The 17,154-nt window shown below is 63.0% G+C and carries 16 protein-coding genes, 2 pseudogenes and 2 CRISPR repeat arrays; of the genes and pseudogenes, 13 read left to right on the top strand and 5 right to left on the bottom strand.

Translation table 11 applies throughout. The features are described from left to right. Positions 1 to 13: 13 nt before the first annotated feature. The gene (locus F604_RS0109570) at positions 14 to 640 is read left to right on the top strand and encodes a zinc ribbon domain-containing protein (RefSeq protein WP_081624247.1); all 627 of its coding nucleotides are present in this window, start codon (positions 14 to 16) and stop codon (positions 638 to 640) included. Positions 641 to 817: 177 nt separating this feature from the next. Next, positions 818 to 2,032 (top strand): ATP-binding protein, encoded by a 1,215-nt coding sequence (locus F604_RS0109565; RefSeq protein WP_172640099.1) that lies wholly within the window; start codon positions 818 to 820, stop codon positions 2,030 to 2,032. Positions 2,033 to 2,106: 74 nt separating this feature from the next. Here the strand turns inward: F604_RS0109565 and F604_RS0109560 are convergent, their stop codons facing one another. Continuing rightward, positions 2,107 to 2,304 carry a ribonuclease HepT family protein gene (locus F604_RS0109560; RefSeq protein WP_015717154.1) on the bottom strand — a complete coding sequence of 66 codons (198 nt, stop codon included), beginning with the start codon at positions 2,302 to 2,304 and terminating at the stop codon, positions 2,107 to 2,109. A 22-nt stretch (positions 2,305 to 2,326) separates the two neighbouring features. Next, positions 2,327 to 2,620, bottom strand: coding sequence for a nucleotidyltransferase family protein (locus F604_RS0109555; RefSeq protein WP_019551465.1), 294 nt, complete (start codon positions 2,618 to 2,620; stop codon positions 2,327 to 2,329). A gap of 249 nt (positions 2,621 to 2,869) precedes the next feature. Further along, positions 2,870 to 4,178: direct repeats of the CRISPR family, unit length 29 nt; unit sequence CGGGCCATCCCCACATGCGTGGGGACTAC. Positions 4,179 to 4,395: 217 nt separating this feature from the next. Between F604_RS0109555 and F604_RS0109545 the strand changes: the two genes are divergently transcribed. The 11 genes and pseudogenes from F604_RS0109545 to F604_RS0109490 form a co-directional block, all read left to right on the top strand. After that, complete coding sequence (locus tag F604_RS0109545; RefSeq protein WP_019551464.1) at positions 4,396 to 5,364, top strand: helix-turn-helix transcriptional regulator; 969 nt, start codon at positions 4,396 to 4,398, stop codon at positions 5,362 to 5,364. 9 nt (positions 5,365 to 5,373) lie between these two features. Then, entirely contained in the window at positions 5,374 to 8,157 is a 2,784-nt protein-coding gene (locus F604_RS0109540; RefSeq protein ID WP_019551463.1) for a CRISPR-associated helicase/endonuclease Cas3, read from the top strand. Positions 8,158 to 8,587: 430 nt separating this feature from the next. Beyond that, positions 8,588 to 10,042 (top strand): type I-E CRISPR-associated protein Cse1/CasA, encoded by a 1,455-nt coding sequence (casA, locus tag F604_RS0109530; protein ID WP_015717147.1) that lies wholly within the window; start codon positions 8,588 to 8,590, stop codon positions 10,040 to 10,042. Further along, a complete protein-coding gene (casB, locus tag F604_RS0109525) occupies positions 10,039 to 10,554 on the top strand; it encodes a type I-E CRISPR-associated protein Cse2/CasB (RefSeq protein WP_015717146.1) in 516 nt (171 codons plus the stop codon). Before casA ends, casB begins: the two co-directional genes overlap by 4 nt. Positions 10,555 to 10,569: 15 nt before the next feature. Next, positions 10,570 to 11,694 carry a type I-E CRISPR-associated protein Cas7/Cse4/CasC gene (cas7e, locus tag F604_RS0109520; RefSeq protein ID WP_015717145.1) on the top strand — a complete coding sequence of 375 codons (1,125 nt, stop codon included), beginning with the start codon at positions 10,570 to 10,572 and terminating at the stop codon, positions 11,692 to 11,694. A 1-nt stretch (position 11,695) separates the two neighbouring features. Next, positions 11,696 to 12,370: a type I-E CRISPR-associated protein Cas5/CasD gene (gene cas5e / locus F604_RS0109515; RefSeq protein ID WP_015717144.1), complete on the top strand. Its 675-nt coding sequence runs from the start codon at positions 11,696 to 11,698 to the stop codon at positions 12,368 to 12,370. Beyond that, complete coding sequence (gene cas6e, locus F604_RS0109510) at positions 12,360 to 12,977, top strand: type I-E CRISPR-associated protein Cas6/Cse3/CasE (RefSeq protein WP_019551461.1); 618 nt, start codon at positions 12,360 to 12,362, stop codon at positions 12,975 to 12,977. The genes cas5e and cas6e overlap by 11 nt, the downstream gene beginning before the upstream one ends. A gap of 7 nt (positions 12,978 to 12,984) precedes the next feature. Then, positions 12,985 to 13,959 carry a type I-E CRISPR-associated endonuclease Cas1e gene (gene cas1e, locus F604_RS0109505; protein WP_015717142.1) on the top strand — a complete coding sequence of 325 codons (975 nt, stop codon included), beginning with the start codon at positions 12,985 to 12,987 and terminating at the stop codon, positions 13,957 to 13,959. After that, complete coding sequence (gene cas2e, locus F604_RS0109500; protein WP_015717141.1) at positions 13,913 to 14,257, top strand: type I-E CRISPR-associated endoribonuclease Cas2e; 345 nt, start codon at positions 13,913 to 13,915, stop codon at positions 14,255 to 14,257. The genes cas1e and cas2e overlap by 47 nt, the downstream gene beginning before the upstream one ends. A 70-nt stretch (positions 14,258 to 14,327) precedes the next feature. Continuing rightward, positions 14,328 to 14,964: direct repeats of the CRISPR family, unit length 29 nt; unit sequence GTAGTCCCCACACGCGTGGGGATGGCCCG. A 200-nt stretch (positions 14,965 to 15,164) separates the two neighbouring features. Then, a complete protein-coding gene (locus F604_RS13565) occupies positions 15,165 to 15,599 on the top strand; it encodes a YmdB family metallophosphoesterase (RefSeq protein ID WP_081624246.1) in 435 nt (144 codons plus the stop codon). A gap of 185 nt (positions 15,600 to 15,784) precedes the next feature. Beyond that, positions 15,785 to 16,069, top strand: a pseudogene (locus F604_RS0109490) (transposase); the annotation flags it as partial. A 226-nt stretch (positions 16,070 to 16,295) separates the two neighbouring features. On the opposite strand, the gene F604_RS0109485 reads toward F604_RS0109490, so the two are convergent. From F604_RS0109485 to F604_RS13440, 3 genes and pseudogenes are all read right to left on the bottom strand, one after another. Beyond that, entirely contained in the window at positions 16,296 to 16,661 is a 366-nt protein-coding gene (locus F604_RS0109485) for a HepT-like ribonuclease domain-containing protein (RefSeq protein ID WP_019551458.1), read from the bottom strand. Then, entirely contained in the window at positions 16,610 to 16,954 is a 345-nt protein-coding gene (locus tag F604_RS0109480) for a nucleotidyltransferase family protein (RefSeq protein ID WP_019551457.1), read from the bottom strand. Before F604_RS0109480 ends, F604_RS0109485 begins: the two co-directional genes overlap by 52 nt. Positions 16,955 to 17,035: 81 nt before the next feature. Beyond that, positions 17,036 to 17,154, bottom strand: a pseudogene (locus tag F604_RS13440) (integrase core domain-containing protein); the annotation flags it as partial.

The raw sequence follows: 17,154 nt of genomic DNA, 5'->3' as shown, positions 1-17,154 counted from the left end.
CTCTGGCCGTTTCATCAAGGCGGCCCGTCGGTACTGGCAGAAGGTGCGGGCAAGGGTGAAACCCCCATCCCAGGAGAATCCCCGCATGTCCCGTCGTTTCAGGCAGATTGCCCGCAAGGAAAGCCGACAGGTGGGGCACCTCCTTCACCTGGCTACCTCCCACTTCATCCGCGAGTGTGTCCAACGCGGGGTGAAGGAGATCGTCATCGGGAATCTCACGGGCATCCGGGAAGGGATGGATTACGGTCCCCGGGTAAACCAGCGCTTACACGCTTGGCCCTACCGCAAGATCCTTCACATGCTCCGGTACAAGGCGGCCCTTGTGGGGATCACCGTACGGAACGACGTGGAGGAGCGGGGTACCTCCCGCACTTGCCATGCTTGTGGCCAGGTGAGGAAGGCCAACCGGGTTCACCGGGGACTCTACCGTTGCTCCTGTGGGTGGACGGCCCAGGCGGATGTGAATGCTGCGCTCAATATCTACGAGCGGGCATTCCACGTATCTCCCGTGAAGGGGAGTAGTGGCCGAGTGGCGCGGCCCGTGGTCTTGTCATTCCGGTTGGGATGGCATACGGTCCGTCACGGGCGCAGCCCGTATCTTGGCGAACCGAAGCGCAAGGAGTGCTTGCGTGCATCCTAAGGGATGCCCCCGAATTCATTCGGGGGAGGACGTCACGAACCTGCAACTCCTCGGTGAGGCCGCGCGAGGGTTACCTGAGGACCGCTCGGGGGGATATCTCTTTGCTGCCATGTAAGTCGCAGAATATCTGCGGAGATCTCGTAGATTTTCCGCGAGGATCGGGTGTACAATCCTCCCATGTACCCCCGCTTTCTCACCCCCCGTCTCCTCGAGGCTCTCCAGGACACCCCCGTGGTTTTTCTGGCCGGGGCCAGGCAGGTGGGGAAGAGCACCCTGGTGCGCAGCCTGGGATACGGCCGCTACCTGACCCTGGACGACCCCCTGGTCTTGGCCTCTGCCCAGCACGACCCCCTGGGCTTCCTTCAGGCGCAGGAAGGCCCTCTGGTCCTGGACGAGGTACAACGGGCTCCCGGCCTTCTTCGGGCCATCAAGCTCCTGGTGGACGAGGACCGGCGGCCAGGTCGGTTCCTGCTCACGGGTTCCGCCAACGTCCTTGTCCTGCCCCAGGCCTCGGGGGAGCTGGTGGGCAGGATGGAGGTCCTCACCCTCTGGCCGCTTTCCCAAGGGGAGCTGGAGGGCAAGGAGGAGAAGTTTCTGGACCTCCTGTTCTCCCCCCGCTTTCCCTCCGCCGGACGGCTGGAGGCTGTGTCCCTGGAGGAGCGGGTGTTTAGAGGTGGGTTTCCCGAGGCCGTGACCCGGAAGGGAAGGCGGCGCCAGGCTTGGTTCGAGGCCTACCTGAAGGCCCTGTTGGAGCGGGACCTGCGGGACCTCTCCCGCATCCACCGGCTTCTGGAGGTGCCCAAGGTCCTGGGCCTTCTGGCCCTCAGGCTGGGAAGTCCCATGAACCAGTCCGAGGTGGCCCGGGGGGCAGGGCTTCCCCTTTCCACCCTTCGGGATTACCTGGCCCTCCTCGAGGCCCTCTTCCTGGTGGTGCGGGTTCCCGCCTGGACCCCGGGGGGTGAGGGCCGTCTGGTGAAGGCGCCCAAGCTCTATTTTGTGGACTCGGGCCTGGCGGCAAGCCTCTTACGCTACGGGGGCCTGGCCCTGGATCAGGCTTCCAGCTTCGGTCCCCTGCTGGAGAACTTCGTGGTGTTGGAGATCCTCAAGGGCCTGGGTTGGAGCCAGGTGGCCCCAAACCTGTACCACTTCCGCACCCACACGGGCCAGGAGGTGGACCTGGTCCTGGAGTGGGAGGGAAGGGTGGTGGGCCTCGAGGTCAAGGCGAGCCGCACCTTGGGGCTAAGAGACTTTTCAGGACTTAAGGCTCTGCGTTCCCTGGCCAAGGATCGCTTCCTAAGGGGTGTGGTCCTTTATGGGGGAGAGGAGATCCTGGCGGTGGAAAGGGACCTGTTAGCGGTTCCCATCCAGGCCCTGTGGCGGCTGACGCCTTAGAAGGGGCTTGGCCCGCATGCGGGCCAGTTCCCGCGCGGACGGCAGAGAGAATTCGGGCGCATTGCTCCGTGTCCTTAATCTGTTTGCCCTTCGCGCAACGCAACCCTAGGCGCCTGAAAGCATATACGAAAGGCCACGGGAACGCTCTTGGCCACCTCCTCCAAAAGCTCCAGGTTACGTAAGATGGCGTCCAGGCGCAGGGGATCCGTGAACACCGTTTCCCGCCCCAAGCCCTGCCGGTAACGAAGGGCCCTAGAGGCAAACTCCCGCATGTCAACAAGGTTTAACCGCCAATCACGCAACTTTTAGGGCCTCCCGCTCCACAAAAGGCTGCACTTCCGGCCGCAGGGTGTGCTCCATGACCAGGTCCACGGGTCTGCCTAGAAGGTCCTCGAGAAAGAGCTTCAGGCCCATGTAGCCCAGAAAGCCCGGGGGACGGGAAAAGCGCACCAAAAGGTCCACGTCGCTTCCCTCACCCGCTTCCCCTCGAGCCGAGGAGCCAAAGAGGTAGAGGGCCTCCACCCCAAAACGCTCCCTCAACTCTTCCCGGTAAGGCCCTATCCTGGCCTTGACTTCCTCGGGCCCCATGGCATTTCCATGGTACTACCTGGCCCCCAAGTCGGCCTGGAAAGAAGTCCCTAGCTCCACACTCTCGTAGATCTTCTCCAGGGAAAGCCCCACGCCCAGGCGGGCGACTCTCCACTTCTCCCTCCTCACGCCTACGGGCGCGTTACAGCTAGCCCTCCGGCCCCTGGAAATGGACCTCCAGCGAAGGCTGGAGGCCCTCCTGGCCGAAGCTTTGGGGGGCTTATCCTACGGGGCAACCTTGTACATTCTCAGGCCATCCCCACGTGCGTGGGGACTACTTGCCCTGCGCATCATCCCACCTCCTCCGATGCGGGCCATCCCCACATGCGTGGGGACTACCTCCGCTTCCGGCTGTTCCCCCTCTCCCGCCTAGGGCCATCCCCACATGCGTGGGGACTACGGTTCAAGATGTCTGCCCGCGAGCGGGAGGAGCGGGCCATCCCCACATGCGTGGGGACTACCTCCACGTAGAACATGCTCCCCGCCGCCAGCACGGGCCATCCCCACATGCGTGGGGACTACCCTAATGTACCCCTTCGGACAACTATTGACAACGGGCCATCCCCACATGCGTGGGGACTACGCGTAGGGCTCCTCCCACCATGACGCCTATCCCCGGGCCATCCCCACATGCGTGGGGACTACCTCGGTGGTGCCATCGGCCACCGGAGCAGCCCGGGCCATCCCCACATGCGTGGGGACTACGTACCGACAGCATCCGAAAAGTGGGGGAGTCGCGGGCCATCCCCACATGCGTGGGGACTACGAGGGCGGTGGAGGCCTATACCGAGTCCTACTTGGGCCATCCCCACATGCGTGGGGACTACGCCTGGACCTGCCCCAGGGACAGGCGCGCTTGCGGGCCATCCCCACATGCGTGGGGACTACTGAGGATGAAGGAGGTGCGTAATGCCGCTGAACGGGCCATCCCCACATGCGTGGGGACTACGGGTGAAGGAGCTCAACCTGGACGGGCAGGAGCGGGCCATCCCCACATGCGTGGGGACTACCAGGGTGGCCGCTCGCTCCAGGGAGAGGTTTGCGGGCCATCCCCACATGCGTGGGGACTACGGCCCACTTCAGTTTCAATCACCAGATGGCTCCGGGCCATCCCCACATGCGTGGGGACTACTTCTGGACCCTCTCCCCCTTTGATGGCTTAGCGGGCCATCCCCACATGCGTGGGGACTACTCGAGGTCTGGCCCCTCAAGCTCCTCCTAGGCCGGGCCATCCCCACATGCGTGGGGACTACACGTTGAGCAGGTGACTTGGACCTTGGGGGGCCGGGCCATCCCCACATGCGTGGGGACTACGCTGGTGGGCCACGGTGGAGCTAGGCCGGGGACGGGCCATCCCCACATGCGTGGGGACTACCTCCACCAGGCGGAGCTGGAGGGGGGTGAGGTCGGGCCATCCCCACATGCGTGGGGACTACTCGTGGGAGAAGCCTACTCCTCGCCATCGGGCAGGGCCATCCCCACATGCGTGGGGACTACTACGGGGCCCCGGTCTCCGGGATCCGCACCTCCGGGCCATCCCCACATGCGTGGGGACTACACATGACCTAGACGGCAAAAACCCCCGCTGACCCCCCTCTATGTGTCTGTAAAGGGGGCTATTCCAGACAATAGGCCCGTTTAAAGCCTCGAACCCCGTGAGAAGCGAGGGATGTTTTGTCAAGAACCCCCCCTGCCCCAAGGTGCCCTGAACGTCTAGCTAGGGATAGGGCAGGTAACCCCAGTATAGCGGAACTTGGGCTATAATGCTTCCAACTATGGACCTGAAGTCCAAGGCGGAACGGTTTTTGTCCCTGGTGGAGCGCCTTAGCCTTCGCCCGCACCGGGTTTCCGAACTGGCCCAGCTTTACGGTGTGAGCGTGCGCACCGTGGAGCGGGACCTCGAGGCCCTGTCCCATGCCGGTTACAGGATAGAGCAGCTTGGCCGCGGCCTTTACCGCATTCCGGACCGACCTCCCACCTTGCATCCGGTGGAGGCCCTAGCCCTTTTCGCTGCCGGGAGGCTCTTATATCATCAGGCCCCGACCCGCCAGTATGAGAACGCCTTGGAGAAGCTGGCCAAAATGCTTCCCGAGCCTTTGAGGTCCTTGCTTTTGAAAAGCACCCAGGGGCTAGAGGAACGCCGGGGAGATTCCCGCACCCTGGAAATGGTGGCCCGGGCGCTTTTGGAGCGCAGGGTTCTGGCTTTTGAGTACCGCTCGGGTGGTTCCAAAAACTGGCGCCCCAAGGAGGTCTTGGTGTACTTCCTCGAGGCCAACCGCACCAACCTGGGCCTTTACGCCATCGGGTACGAGCGCACATACCACCGCCAGATTCTTACCTTCAAACTAAACCGCATGCGCAACGCCCGCCTTTTGGAGGAGACCTACGAGTTTCCAGAGGACTTTGACCCCAACGTCTACCTGCGCCAGGCCTGGGGGGTGGTGGGGGCCCGGGAGGAAACCGTGGAAGTCCGCCTCCGCTTTGCTCCAGAGGCAGCCTGGCGGGCCCTCGAGGGGGATTATCCCGGTCTTACGGTGGATAAGGAGCTTCCCGACGGGAGCCTTTTGGCTCGTCTCAAGGCGGTCCCGTTCAAGGGTGGGGTGCCCTGGGAGGTGCTTTCCTGGGTTCAAAGCTTTGGGCCTCGGGTGGAGGTGCTCTCGCCTCCTGAACTCCGCAGCCTGTGGCTGGAAGAGGCCCGTCAGGTTTTGGCCAAGGCGACAGAGTCTGTCGGGATAAGGGGATAGGGTGGGAACATGGAGGTGCAAACCCAAGCCTTAACACTTTGGGCCAAAAGCGGGGACCCCTTTCACCCCTTGCTGGCTCACATGCTGGACACCGCGGCGGTGGCCTGGGCCATCCTGGAAAGGGAGCCCGGGCGCACTCGAAAGCTCTATGCCACAGACTGGAACCTGGGCGAGAAAGAGGCGTTGCCTTGGGTGGCCTTTCTGGCAGGGCTTCACGATCTGGGCAAGGCCAGCCCGGTTTTTCAGGCCGCCTGGGATGAGGGGGCTAAGCGGGTGTGGGATGCGGGCCTCACCTGGGACGAGGAGCTGGTTCGGGAGCAGTGGGTTGCGCATGGGGTCTTTACGGAGCTGTATGTAAAGGACGTCTTGAAAAGGCACGGGCCCCCCTTGCGACTGGCGGACCCGCTGGCCAAGGGTTTAGGGGCCCACCATGGATTCCTGGCGCAGGGCGAGGAACTCAAAACCGCCCGTCTTCATGTGAAGTCCGAAGCTTCAACGTGGCAAGAGGTTAGGGATCATTTGGCCCTGAGGCTGGCCCAGTCCTTGGGCCTGAATTTGCCTTTGGTGCTCCCAGTGGAAGATGCGGAGGCACCTGCCATTCTGCGGGTCATGGCCCTGGCCTCCTTTGCCGACTGGATTGCCTCCGACCCCCGGTTCTTCCCCTACGGCAGGGATCCCGAGGCATTGGAGTACTGGCAGGACGCCCTGGAACTGGCCCGCAAGGCCCTCGAGGACCTCCCCTGGCCCAGGGTCAGCCCAAGGGGGGTGAGGCGCTTTGAGGAACTCTTCCCCTTTTCGCCCAACCCCCTTCAGTCCAGCGTCCCGGAGCTTTTGGAGAAAACCCCTGGGGATTCGGTTCTCCTCTTGGTGGAGGCCCCCATGGGTTTGGGGAAGACCGAGGCCGCCCTTTACGCTTCGCACCTCTTGAGGGAACGCTTGGATCACCGGGGCCTTTACGTGGCCCTGCCCACCCAGGCCACGGCCAACGGCCTCTTTAACAGGATCAGGGAGTTCCTGGAGCGGCTTTCGGGAGGGGAGCGGTGGGAGCTCCAGCTTCAGCATGGGGCGGCGCTCTTGAACCCCCAGTACGCCGAGCTCTTGGAGCGGACCAGGCCCATGGAGGTGTACGACATCGAGCTGGAGCGGAATCCAGGCCAGGAATCCGGTGGTGTGGCCGCTTCCACCTGGTTTTCCGCCAAGAAGCGGGCTATGTTGGCGGGGCATGGGGTGGGAACCTTAGACCAGGCGCTCCTTGGCGTCCTAAAGGTGAAGCACCACTTCATTCGTCTGTGGGGCCTGATGAACCGCGTGGTGGTGCTAGACGAGGTGCACGCCTACGACACGTACACCTCCGGCCTCCTGAAGTCCCTTTTGCTCTGGCTTAGGGCCCTGGGTTCCAGCGTGATCCTGATGACGGCCACCCTTCCCAAGAAGAAGCGGGAGGAGCTGCTTTCCGCCTGGGGAGTGGGAGGGGTGGAGCTTCCTCCGTACCCTAGGGTGGCCGCTTTTTCCGGGGGTGGGTTGCTGGGTGCCCGCCACGTGCCCTTAGAGGAGAAGACCTTGCACCTCCAAGGGGCTCCCACGGAGGTTTCCCAGGTGGCTGAAGCCCTGAAAGAGCAGCTACCCGGTGCCCTCGGGGCCATTGTGAACACGGTGGATCGGGCGCAAGCCCTCTACCAGGCCTTGGGCGAGGGGGAGCGGCTTACGCTGGATGAGCTTCTGGACTCCTTCGGGGCCGGGCCCAACCAGGGTGCCTGGCCTGGCCTTTGGGAGATCCGAGAGGAGAAGGGCCGGTGGGTGGTGGGCAAGCGCCTAAAGGATGGAACTTTGGTCTTCCTCCTGCACGCCCGTTTTCCCGCCGAGGAGCGGGCCTTGAGGGAAGCGGTAACCCTGGCCCTTTTCGGCAAGCACGGGCCCCGGCCAGAGAAGGCCATCCTGGTGGCCACCCAGGTGGCGGAACAGAGCCTGGACCTGGACTTTGATCTCCTCTACTCGGACCTGGCGCCCGTTGACCTCCTTTTCCAGCGGGCTGGACGGCTCCACCGGCATACTCGGAAGCGGCCCGAGGGCCACCAGACCCCGGTGCTTCTGGTAGGCGGGCTCACGGACGAGCCCGAGTTTGGCCGGGAGCTTCACTGGAACAGGGTTTACGAGGACTATGTGCTCCTATCCACCTGGCTTGCCCTTCAGGGAAGGGAAACGGTAAAGGTTCCTGCAGACCTCGAGGGCCTCTTGGAGGAGGTCTACGAGCGCCTGCCAGAGGGGTTCCCCGACAGCTTGAGGGATAGGGCGAGGAAGAGTTACCAGAATCTGATAGACAGGCTGCAAAAAGACGCCAGCATGGCGGGAAACCTTTCCTTGGCCGAGCTGGATAGGCTTCTTTCCCAGCTGGATGCTTCAGCGCTGGCATCGGACTTCCGTCTGGACGATGAGGAGGAAAACGCCAGTACCCAGCGCTTCCTCACCCGCCTGGGGGAACCCTCGGTTTCCGTGGTGCCCCTTTACCGAAGGGGAGAGGAGTGGTTCCTAGATGCCGATGGCCGTCGGCCAGCCAAGATGAAGGGTGACCTGGGGAAGGAGGATGTCCTGGCACTCTGGAGCCGGGCGGTGCGGCTTTCCAGGTTTCCGATTCCCCAGACGCTCTTGGGGGAAAAGCCTCCATCGGCCTGGGCGAAAAGCGGCCTCTTGCGAGGACTCAGGCCGTTAGAGGTGGAGAGGGTGTTTGCTAGGGAGGACTCGGTTTTGAAGGTTGTGGTGGACGAGGAGCTTGGGGTGGTGTATGTTGATGTTTAGTCCCCTGAGTTCGGGGATGGCCCGTGTTTCGCTTTTGAGTTAGCGAGTCCCCACGTTTGTGGGGTTTTTGTTTTTGGGGTGAGCCGGTACTTAAAGCCAAACACTTGACAAAGCGGAGGCGATTAAGCTACCCTTTGGGAAGGATGGGAGCTTGGATTGCCCGAACCCTCATTGCCCAGGAGAGTATGGAAGCTGCCTTAGATGCCATGATGAAGTTCATACAGCTCCATGTGCGTTCCTGTAGGGATTGTGAAGTTCGCCATTTGCTAGAGGACAGCATTGAAGAGGGAAGGGGGATCTTCTACGAGACCTTATGGCAGAAAGAACGCGAGCGTTGGTGCATTCTGTCAACGGGTGATTTGGACTCCGAACTTGATTCCGACAGCGGATGTCGCGAGGGGGACCTAGCCTGAGAAGGAGGGGAGAGGAGATGAGTAAGTTTAACTTGCTTCTGGAACCATGGATACCTGTACTCAGGAACGACAAAGTTGAAGAGGTAGGGGTAAGGGAAGCGCTCGTCAACGCCCACACCATAACCCGCATTGAAACTCCCTTCCCCCTCGAGGAGGCGGCCCTGCACCGCCTGCTCCTGGCGGTGCTCTACCGGGCCCTGCCCCCCGTGAAGGGAAAGTATGATGCTCTGGACCTTTTGGATAGGGGAGAGTTTGACCGGGGTAGCCTCGAGGGGTACCTGGACAAGTATTGGGATCGTTTTTACCTTTTCCACGACACCGCCCCCTTTTTGCAGATCCCCGACCTTCCCCAGGAGGACCTCCTCCCCTGGAGCAAACTCCTCCCCCAGCTGGCCAACGGCAATAACCCCACCCTCTTCGATCACACCGTGGACGAGAACCCTCCTCTGGCTTCCTACGCCGAGGCAGCCCGGGCCCTGGTGGTGCACCAAAGTTTCGCTCCGGGAGGGCTTTTGCGAAGGCTTGGGGTCACATCGGCCAAAGACGCACCCCTGGCCCGCCCGGCGGCCTTCCTGGTCATGGGGGCGAATCTGTTCGAAACCCTGGTGCTGAACCTGGTACCCCAGGGCGATCCCGGCATGCCCGTCTGGGAACGGGAACCCCTTAGGGTGAAGGACGTGGAGAAACACGCCACCAAGTGGTCCCTGAGCGGGGTGAGCTTGGTGTACGTCTGGCCCAGCCGGGGGGTTCGTTTGGTGGACGAGGGCCAGGGGGTAAGGTGGATGGATTATGGCCCCGGGGTGGAACCCCAGGAGGTGGCCTGGCGAGATCCCATGGTGGCCTACCGCCAGGACAAAAAGGGAAGCATCCTTCCCCTGCGTTTGAGCATGGAAAAGAGCTTCTGGCGGGATTTCGGGGCCATGCTACCCGCTGCAGGCGGCACCTGGCCGGCGGTCTTGGTGCATGCGGGAGAGCTGGAGGAGGAGGGTGTTTCCTTCACTCTCCGCGTCCTCGGCCAGGTGTCGGACCAGGCAAAAATCCTGGACATCCGTCGGGAGGTTTATCCCATTCCCAAGGACCTGCTTACCCCGAAGGGCGAGGGTCTTCTCGATAGGGGCCTGAAGGTGGCGGAGGAAGTGGCCAGGGGCCTTAAGCAGGTGGCCTGGCGCGTGGCCCAAGGGGTTCTCGGGAACCGGGATGCTTCCGAGCTGCAAAACTTTGCCAACTCCCTGCCTCTTCTTTCCCTTTACTGGGCTCAGCTGGACTTGGACTTCCCCGACTTCTTAGGTCGTTTGCCTGAACAAGGGGCGTTGGACCTTTGGCGGGAGCGCATCCAGAAGGCCGCTCGAGGTGCCTGGGAAGAAACCCGCCGCTTCGTGGGCACGGAGGCCCGGCACCTCAAGGCCCTGGCGGAGGCGGAGCGGGCTTTCCGTGGCCTGCTGGCTGGAATGAAAGAGGAGGTGAAAGGGTGAGCGGTAAGAGGTTCGTGGAATGGCTAAGCGAGCTGAAGTCTCGCCAGGGGTGGACACCGGCCCGGGCAGTCCTGAGGCGGAGCCTGGCCTTTGACCCTGGGGGGTATCCACCGGCTATGCCTTACGTGGAGCCTCTCCTCCAAAACTTGGGCGATGACGGCTGGCGGCGGGAAGCCTATTACCTGGTGGCTGGCCTCTTCGCCCTGAAGGACGGAGAGCACCAGGAGGGACGCACCCTGGCCCGAGCCCTTTGGGAGGCCCGGCAGACTCGGCAGTCCGACAGCTTGGAAAAGCGGTTCCTGGCCCTGTTAGACGCGGATCGGGACCAGATCGCCCACCGCCTTAGGCAAGCGGTAGGCCTGGTGGAGGGGGCTTTGGACTTTGCCCAGCTCCTCGAGGACCTGCTTCGTTGGTTTGACCCCAAGAGAAGGGTGCAGGCCCGCTGGGCTAGGGAGTTTTACGGCGCTCAGGAGTTTGGTCAGGAAGCTTTGGCGGAAGGCCAAGGCTCGTGATGGGGAGGTGAGAACATGAAGCTTTTGGAAGTGCACGTGATTCAGACGGTGGCCCCTAGCAACCTGAACCGGGACGACACGGGAAGCCCCAAGGATGCCCTGTTTGGTGGGTACCGGCGGGCCCGCATCTCCAGCCAGGCTCAGAAGAGGGCGGTGCGGGTGGCCTTCAAGGACTGGCCCTTGCTTTCCGAGGAGGAGCGGGCCGTGCGCACCCGGCGCTTGATGGACGCCCTTTTGGGTAAGCTTTCGGATATTCCCGAGGATCAGGCTCGCCTGGCGGTAGAAAACGCCCTCAACGCCCTGGGTTTTGGCGTTAAGGAGGGAAGGACCGAATACCTCCTCTTCCTGGGGAACTACGAGCTTTCCAGGCTGGCAGAGTTGATACGGAATAACCTGGAAAAGCTTAGCGCCGGTCCCGCCAAGGGCAAGAAGGGTGCGGAGGTGGATGCGGACCTCAAGAAGGCCCTGGAAAGGGTCCTGGACGGGGGCAAGGCGGTGGATCTGGCCCTCTTCGGCCGTATGCTGGCGGACCGGCCTGAGCTCGGGGTGGATGCCGCGGCGCAGGTGGCCCACGCCCTTTCCACCCACAAGGTGGACCGGGAGTTCGACTTCTACACCGCCGTGGATGACCTGAATCCCAAAGAGGACACCGGGGCAGGGATGATGGGGGACGTGGAGTTTTATTCCGCCACCATGTACCGGTACGCGGTGGTGAACCTGGACCAGCTGGCGGCCAACTTGCAAGGGGATGTAGAGCTGGCCCTGAGGGGCGCCCTGGTGTTCCTCGAGGCGTTTGCACTGACCCTCCCTTCGGGCAAGCAGAATAGCTTTGCCGCCCACAACCCGCCCCTGTTCCTGGCCTTTAGGGCTGGGGTAGGCCTGCCCCGCAACCTGGCCACGGCCTTTGAGCGGCCTGTCTGGTCTAAGGACGGCAAGGCCCTCTCCGCCCTTTCCGTGGAGGCCCTGGTGCAGGAGTGGAACAAGTTTGACCGGGCCTATGGCCCCTTAGAGCCCGAGTGGAAGGGTGCTTTAAACCTCACCGAGGCGGAGGTGGTGAACCTTCCCGTGGTGGAGAGTTTGGGATCGTTGAAACAGGAAGCGGAGAAGGCCCTTCGGGAGCTCTTGGCCTTGGGAGGTTAGTATGCCCACGCTCCTGTTGCGGCTTCAAGGCCCCATGCAATCCTGGGGTACCCGGAGCCGCTTTGACCACCGGGACACCTGGCCCTACCCCACCAAAAGCGGGGTCCTGGGCCTTCTGGCAGCGGCCCTGGGGCGGGACCGGGAAGAGGACATCTCCGACCTGGCCGCCCTGCGCATGGGGGTGCGGGTGGACCGGAAGGGAGTGCTGCGGGTGGACTACCAGACGGCCCAGGAGATCATCGCCGCCAGCCTTAAGGCGAAGGTTAACGTGCAGAGCTGGCGCCACTACCTTTCCGATGCCGCTTTCCTGGTGGGCCTCGAGGGCCCTGCTTTCCTTCTCGAGGAGGCCCACCAGGCCCTTTTGAACCCCCGCTATGTGCTGTACCTGGGCCGGAAGGGCTACGTGCCAAGCCCCCCCGTTTACCTGGCGGATGGTGTTAGGGAAGAACCCCTGGAAGTGGCCTTGCGGAACTACCCCTATCTCCTGCGCGAGAAGCCCAAAGAAGACCTCCTCCTGGTCCTCGAGGCCCAGGCGGGGCGTCTGGTCTACGACCAGCCCATAGCGCCCTTTGCCCAGCGCCGGTTTGGAGCCCGCTACGTTCGGGAGGAGGTGCTTTCTAAGGACCAGATCCAGGTGAAGGGGGAGGATTCCCTGGGAGAGGACCATGTGGATTAGCAAGCTCAAGCTGGACCTGCGCTCCAAGGCCGTCCGGAGGGACCTGGCCAGTCCCTACGAGATGCACCGCACCCTGTCCCGGGCGGTATCCCAGGCCTTGAAGGAGGGGAAAGAGCGGCTTCTTTGGCGCCTAGAACCCACCCGGGGTACGGAACCGCCGGTGGTCCTGGTCCAGACCCTAACCCTACCGGACTGGGATGCCCTGGAGAAGGGTTATGCCGAGGTGTATCCGCCCAAGCCCTTCCAACCCGCTCTGCGGGAGGGCCAGATCCTACGCTTTCGCCTGAGGGCCAATCCCAGCAAGCGGGCCCGGGACAGGGGAGAGCGTATAGCCCTCAAAACCCGGGAGGAAAAGCTGGTCTGGCTGGTCCGAAAGTTTAAGAAAGGAGGGTTTCGCTTGAGGGAGGAAGGAGGCCAGTACCTGGCCGCCATTCGCCAGGATACCTTCTTGGAGATACCTAAGGCAGGCCACCTGATTCAGGTTCAGGCCGTGCTGTTTGAAGGGGTCCTCGTGGTGGTGGACCCCGCCAAGGCCCTGGAGACTCTGAAACGGGGGATTGGCCCTGGCAAAGCCTTGGGGCTCGGCCTCCTTTCCCTGCACCCTTAAAGGGAAGATGCCACCGGTACCGAGTGCCCGCAACCTGAAGGAGCTTCCGAAGTTTCGCGATGGCCTTACCTACCTCTACGTGGAGCACGCCTTCATTGAGCAGGAAGCCCAGGGAATCGGCATCTATGACCAGCAGGGGCTCACCTTGGTACCGGTGGCGGCCTTGGGGGTGCTCTTTTTGGGGCCAGGGACCCGTATTACCCATGCGGCCATAAGAACGTTGGCCGCAAACGGATGCACCGTGGCCTGGGTGGGGGAGGGGCTGGCCCGCTTTTATGCCCAGGGTCTAGGGGATACGAGAAGCGCCCTCAGGCTTCAAAGGCAGGCTCGGGCTTGGGCAGACCCCAAGCTCCACCTGGAGGTGGTTTTCCGCCTCTACCAAAAGCGCTTTCAGGAACCCTTGCCCAGGGACTTCAGCCTGGAGCAGGTGCGGGGCCTCGAAGGGGTGCGGGTGCGGGCCGCGTACACCCGCTGGAGCCGGGAAACCGGGGTTCCCTGGCAAGGGCGCAGTTACGATCGCCGCAACTGGGCGGCCTCGGATCCCGTAAACCGTGCCCTTTCCTCTGGGGCTGCGTATCTTTATGGCCTTGCCCATGCCGCCATTGTTTCCAGCGGCTTCAGCCCCGCCCTGGGCTTCATCCATACGGGCAAGCTTCTCTCTTTCGTGTACGACGTAGCTGATCTCTACAAGACCGAGGTTTTGGTCCCAGCCGCCTTTCTAACGGTTGCCGAAGGGGACCATCAGGTGGAGCGGCGCGTGCGGCAAAAGCTCAGGGAGGCGATCCTCGAGGCGAGGCTCCTTGAACGGATGGTGGAGGATCTCCTCGACCTTTTCGCAGGCTTGGGCCTGCCAGAGGAAGAGGTGGACGAGGAGGACCCGACCCGTCCGGGTGGCCTGTGGGACCCGGAGGGAGTGGTGGAGGGTGGGGTGGCCTATGGTGGTGATGATCCTGGAGAGGGTGCCGAGGAGCCTGAGGGGTGAGCTTACTCGGTGGCTGGTGGAGGTGGATACTGGGGTTTTCGTGGGCCGGGTGAGCGCTGCGGTGCGGGAACTCTTGTGGGAGAAGGTGGTGGAAAAAGCGGGTGAGGGCCGCTGCGCCATGGCCTGGCGCACGAATAACGAGCAGGGCTTCGCCCTCCGGCTGCACGGGTATCAGGACCGGGTCCTCAGGGATTTTGATGGTATAGTGCTGGTAGCGGTGCGCAACGCCGAGGCTATGCGAAAGGCGGATAAGTTAAATGGCATAGCCCGGTTCGCACGCGGGGATCTTGACAGTTAATCCTTAGACTGGCTCCCTTTATATACACATAGAGGGGGGTCAGCGGGGGTTTTTGCCGTCTGGATCATGTGTAGTCCCCACACGCGTGGGGATGGCCCGAGCACGCGGCAAAAGCCGGGGGTGCCCCTAGGGTAGTCCCCACACGCGTGGGGATGGCCCGCCGCTCGCATCGCCGAGGAAGCGGCTCGCAACGTAGTCCCCACACGCGTGGGGATGGCCCGTCCACCAGCCGCTCTTGCCCCATCCATGCCCTCGTAGTCCCCACACGCGTGGGGATGGCCCGGAGCGGCCTTGCGGTTTTGACGCTAGAAACGGTAGTCCCCACACGCGTGGGGATGGCCCGGTCTTGGCCGCCGTGAAGAAGCTGGACGAGAAGTAGTCCCCACACGCGTGGGGATGGCCCGTTTCCCTTTGGCGTTGTTCGTTGGCTCCGTCCGTAGTCCCCACACGCGTGGGGATGGCCCGCGGTTTGCGGCACGCTTGCCGAGCTTGAACAGTAGTCCCCACACGCGTGGGGATGGCCCGATATAAACCGCTTCACGTCTCGGAGTCATATCGTAGTCCCCACACGCGTGGGGATGGCCCGGGCTGCGGCCAGGGTGGTAAGCACCCCTACCGTAGTCCCCACACGCGTGGGGATGGCCCGAGTTGGGACCGCTTAACGCTCAATAATCCAGCGTAGTCCCGATACGGGCGGCGATGGCCCGGTAAGGGGAGCAGTGAAAAGGCTTTTGCGCAAGCGCTAGAGGGCAAGTAGCTTCTCGAGGGCCTTGAGGTAACGGCCCTGTCAAGGAGCCCTCCCCACCGGGTTTGGGGCCACTCTCCGCTTAGGGATGCGGGCTCAAGCCTAATACCCTCCCCGGGCTAAAGCACTGGGTGTGGTGCGCGAAAGCCATCTTTCGCGAACATGTACCTGGCACCCTATGCTTGGCTAACCAGAACCGGTTTCGGAATGTTGAGGGAGATCCCGGAGCGCCTATTGGCCCTGGGGGTGGACCTGGTCACCGACAGGAAGCACTCCTGGGATGGACCCGAGATGGAGGCGGTGCCGGGCCACCCCCGGGTCCTGCGCCCCCTCAACTACAGCCCGGCCACCCCCAGGAAGGGCTTCGCGGTTTTGGAACAAGTTGGGAACCCATACCCATGTCTCCACCCTGGACACCCGGGTGCTGCCCAAGGGTACAGCCTAGGTCTCCGACGTGGGGATGACCGGCCCCAGCGGGGGCATGCAGGGCCTCCATCCCCGAAGCGCAACCCCTTGGATGGGCAACCGCCTGCCAACCAAGGGGAAGCTCGAGCTGGTGGGCATGTGTTCCCTTGCGATTCGGCGCCTCTTCCCTAACTCAAAACTTGCACTTATACGCTCTTGGGATACTTATGCGCTTTGGCCACTTGAAAAGGGCCGCTGGTTTCCCGTCTGATAACGGGTGCCATGACCCCAGCGGCCCAGTCCTTACTCTCCCGCATCCTGGCCCTCCTGCCAAGCCCCCACCTCAAGGTAGCCCTTCCAGGGCTGACCAAGGCTCTGCGATGAAGAGCGAGTTTTCCCTGGGTCAGTTTGGGCAGCGGAGTCCTTTGGGGGTGCACCGCTTCTTGGTGCTTTCCCTTTTGGCCTACCTGTTGGCCCACTGGGTGGGGGTAGGTGGGGAGGGGAGGTGGTGGGAGGTGAGGGAGCGGGCGGCGAGGGTTCTTTTGCCCGATCTGGTGGTCCAGGTGTTGATCCGGGAGCTCCATGCCCTGGGTTTGGGGCTGCCAGGGGGAAGGGAGGGAGGTGAAGGTTTATGCAGGGTATGCGGGAGGTGCAAGTTTTGAGTGGTCCATCTGGATCACCACCCCTCGCTGCCCCATCCGGTGGACGAGGTAGAGGAGGGCCGCGGAATCCCCCTTCGCCCGAGACCGCGAGGACCAAGGGGTCTTTGGGGGCCAAGGCCTGGAGCTGGGCGGCGAAACCCTCCTCCAAGGCCCACGGGTCCATCCCCTCCCCCTCTACCCCCTTAGGGCCTCCCTCCAAGACCAAAACCCCGGTGGGCCCTCGGGCTTAGGGGCCGTTTCCCTCCCTCTGCTCCTCCCACCAGAGGATTTCCGCAAGCCTTGGCTTGAGGGAAGGGAGCTCTTCCTGGATGACGCCCCAAAGGATTTCTGGGTCCACCGTCCAGTACCCGTGGGCAAGCCGATCCCGCATTCTCGCCATGAGGGACCAGGGAATCTGGGAGTGGCGCCCCTTAACCTCTTCGGGGAGGTTCTTGGCCGCCTCCCCGATGATCTCAAGTTGCCGGATAACGGCGCTCATAAGGAGTTCGTCCCCGGCGAAAGCTTGGAAATCCCTATCCCCCACGAACCGCTCTATTCTCCCTATGGCCTCGAGGATATCCCGGAGGAACAGGGTGTAACGCCTTCGCCCCACAGGTAAAGGGCCTCTTCTAGGATCTCCTCCCTGAGCTCCGGGCGCAAGGCGGCCTTCCGGACAAGGTCCACACGTAGGCCGAGAAGGGAGGAGAGGTAATCCTCGAGCTCCAGGAACTTAAGAAGCCCCGGGGGCCGGTCAAACTCCACCAGGACATCCAGGTCGCTGGAGGCCCGGGCCTCCCCCCGGACCCGGGAGCCGAAAAGGGCCAGCTCCCTCACCCCGTACCTGGACTGGAGCTCCCCCCTGTGGGCGTCCAGAAGGGCCTTGATGCGGCGGAGATCCTCCTGCATAGGCTTTGGACCAGTGCCGCAAGGGTTGCAAAGAAAAGCCCCGGTCCCATGAAAGAGCTTGCCATAAGGAAGCTCCAAAGTCAACGGCCTGTAGTCGGTCAACACATTTGAGACTCTGTGGGGACCGCCTCCCCCCGTATTCTAGCCAGGTACTCTAAAGGGGCCAGGCCCCCCAAGGCCCGGTGGGGTCGCCGGCGGTT

The sequence above is a fragment of the Thermus scotoductus DSM 8553 genome, from assembly GCF_000381045.1.
In the GTDB taxonomy this organism is placed as follows: Bacteria; Deinococcota; Deinococci; order Deinococcales; family Thermaceae; genus Thermus; species Thermus scotoductus.
Note: the sequence above shows the minus strand (reverse complement) of the source record. Positions and strands in the feature narration are given on the sequence as shown.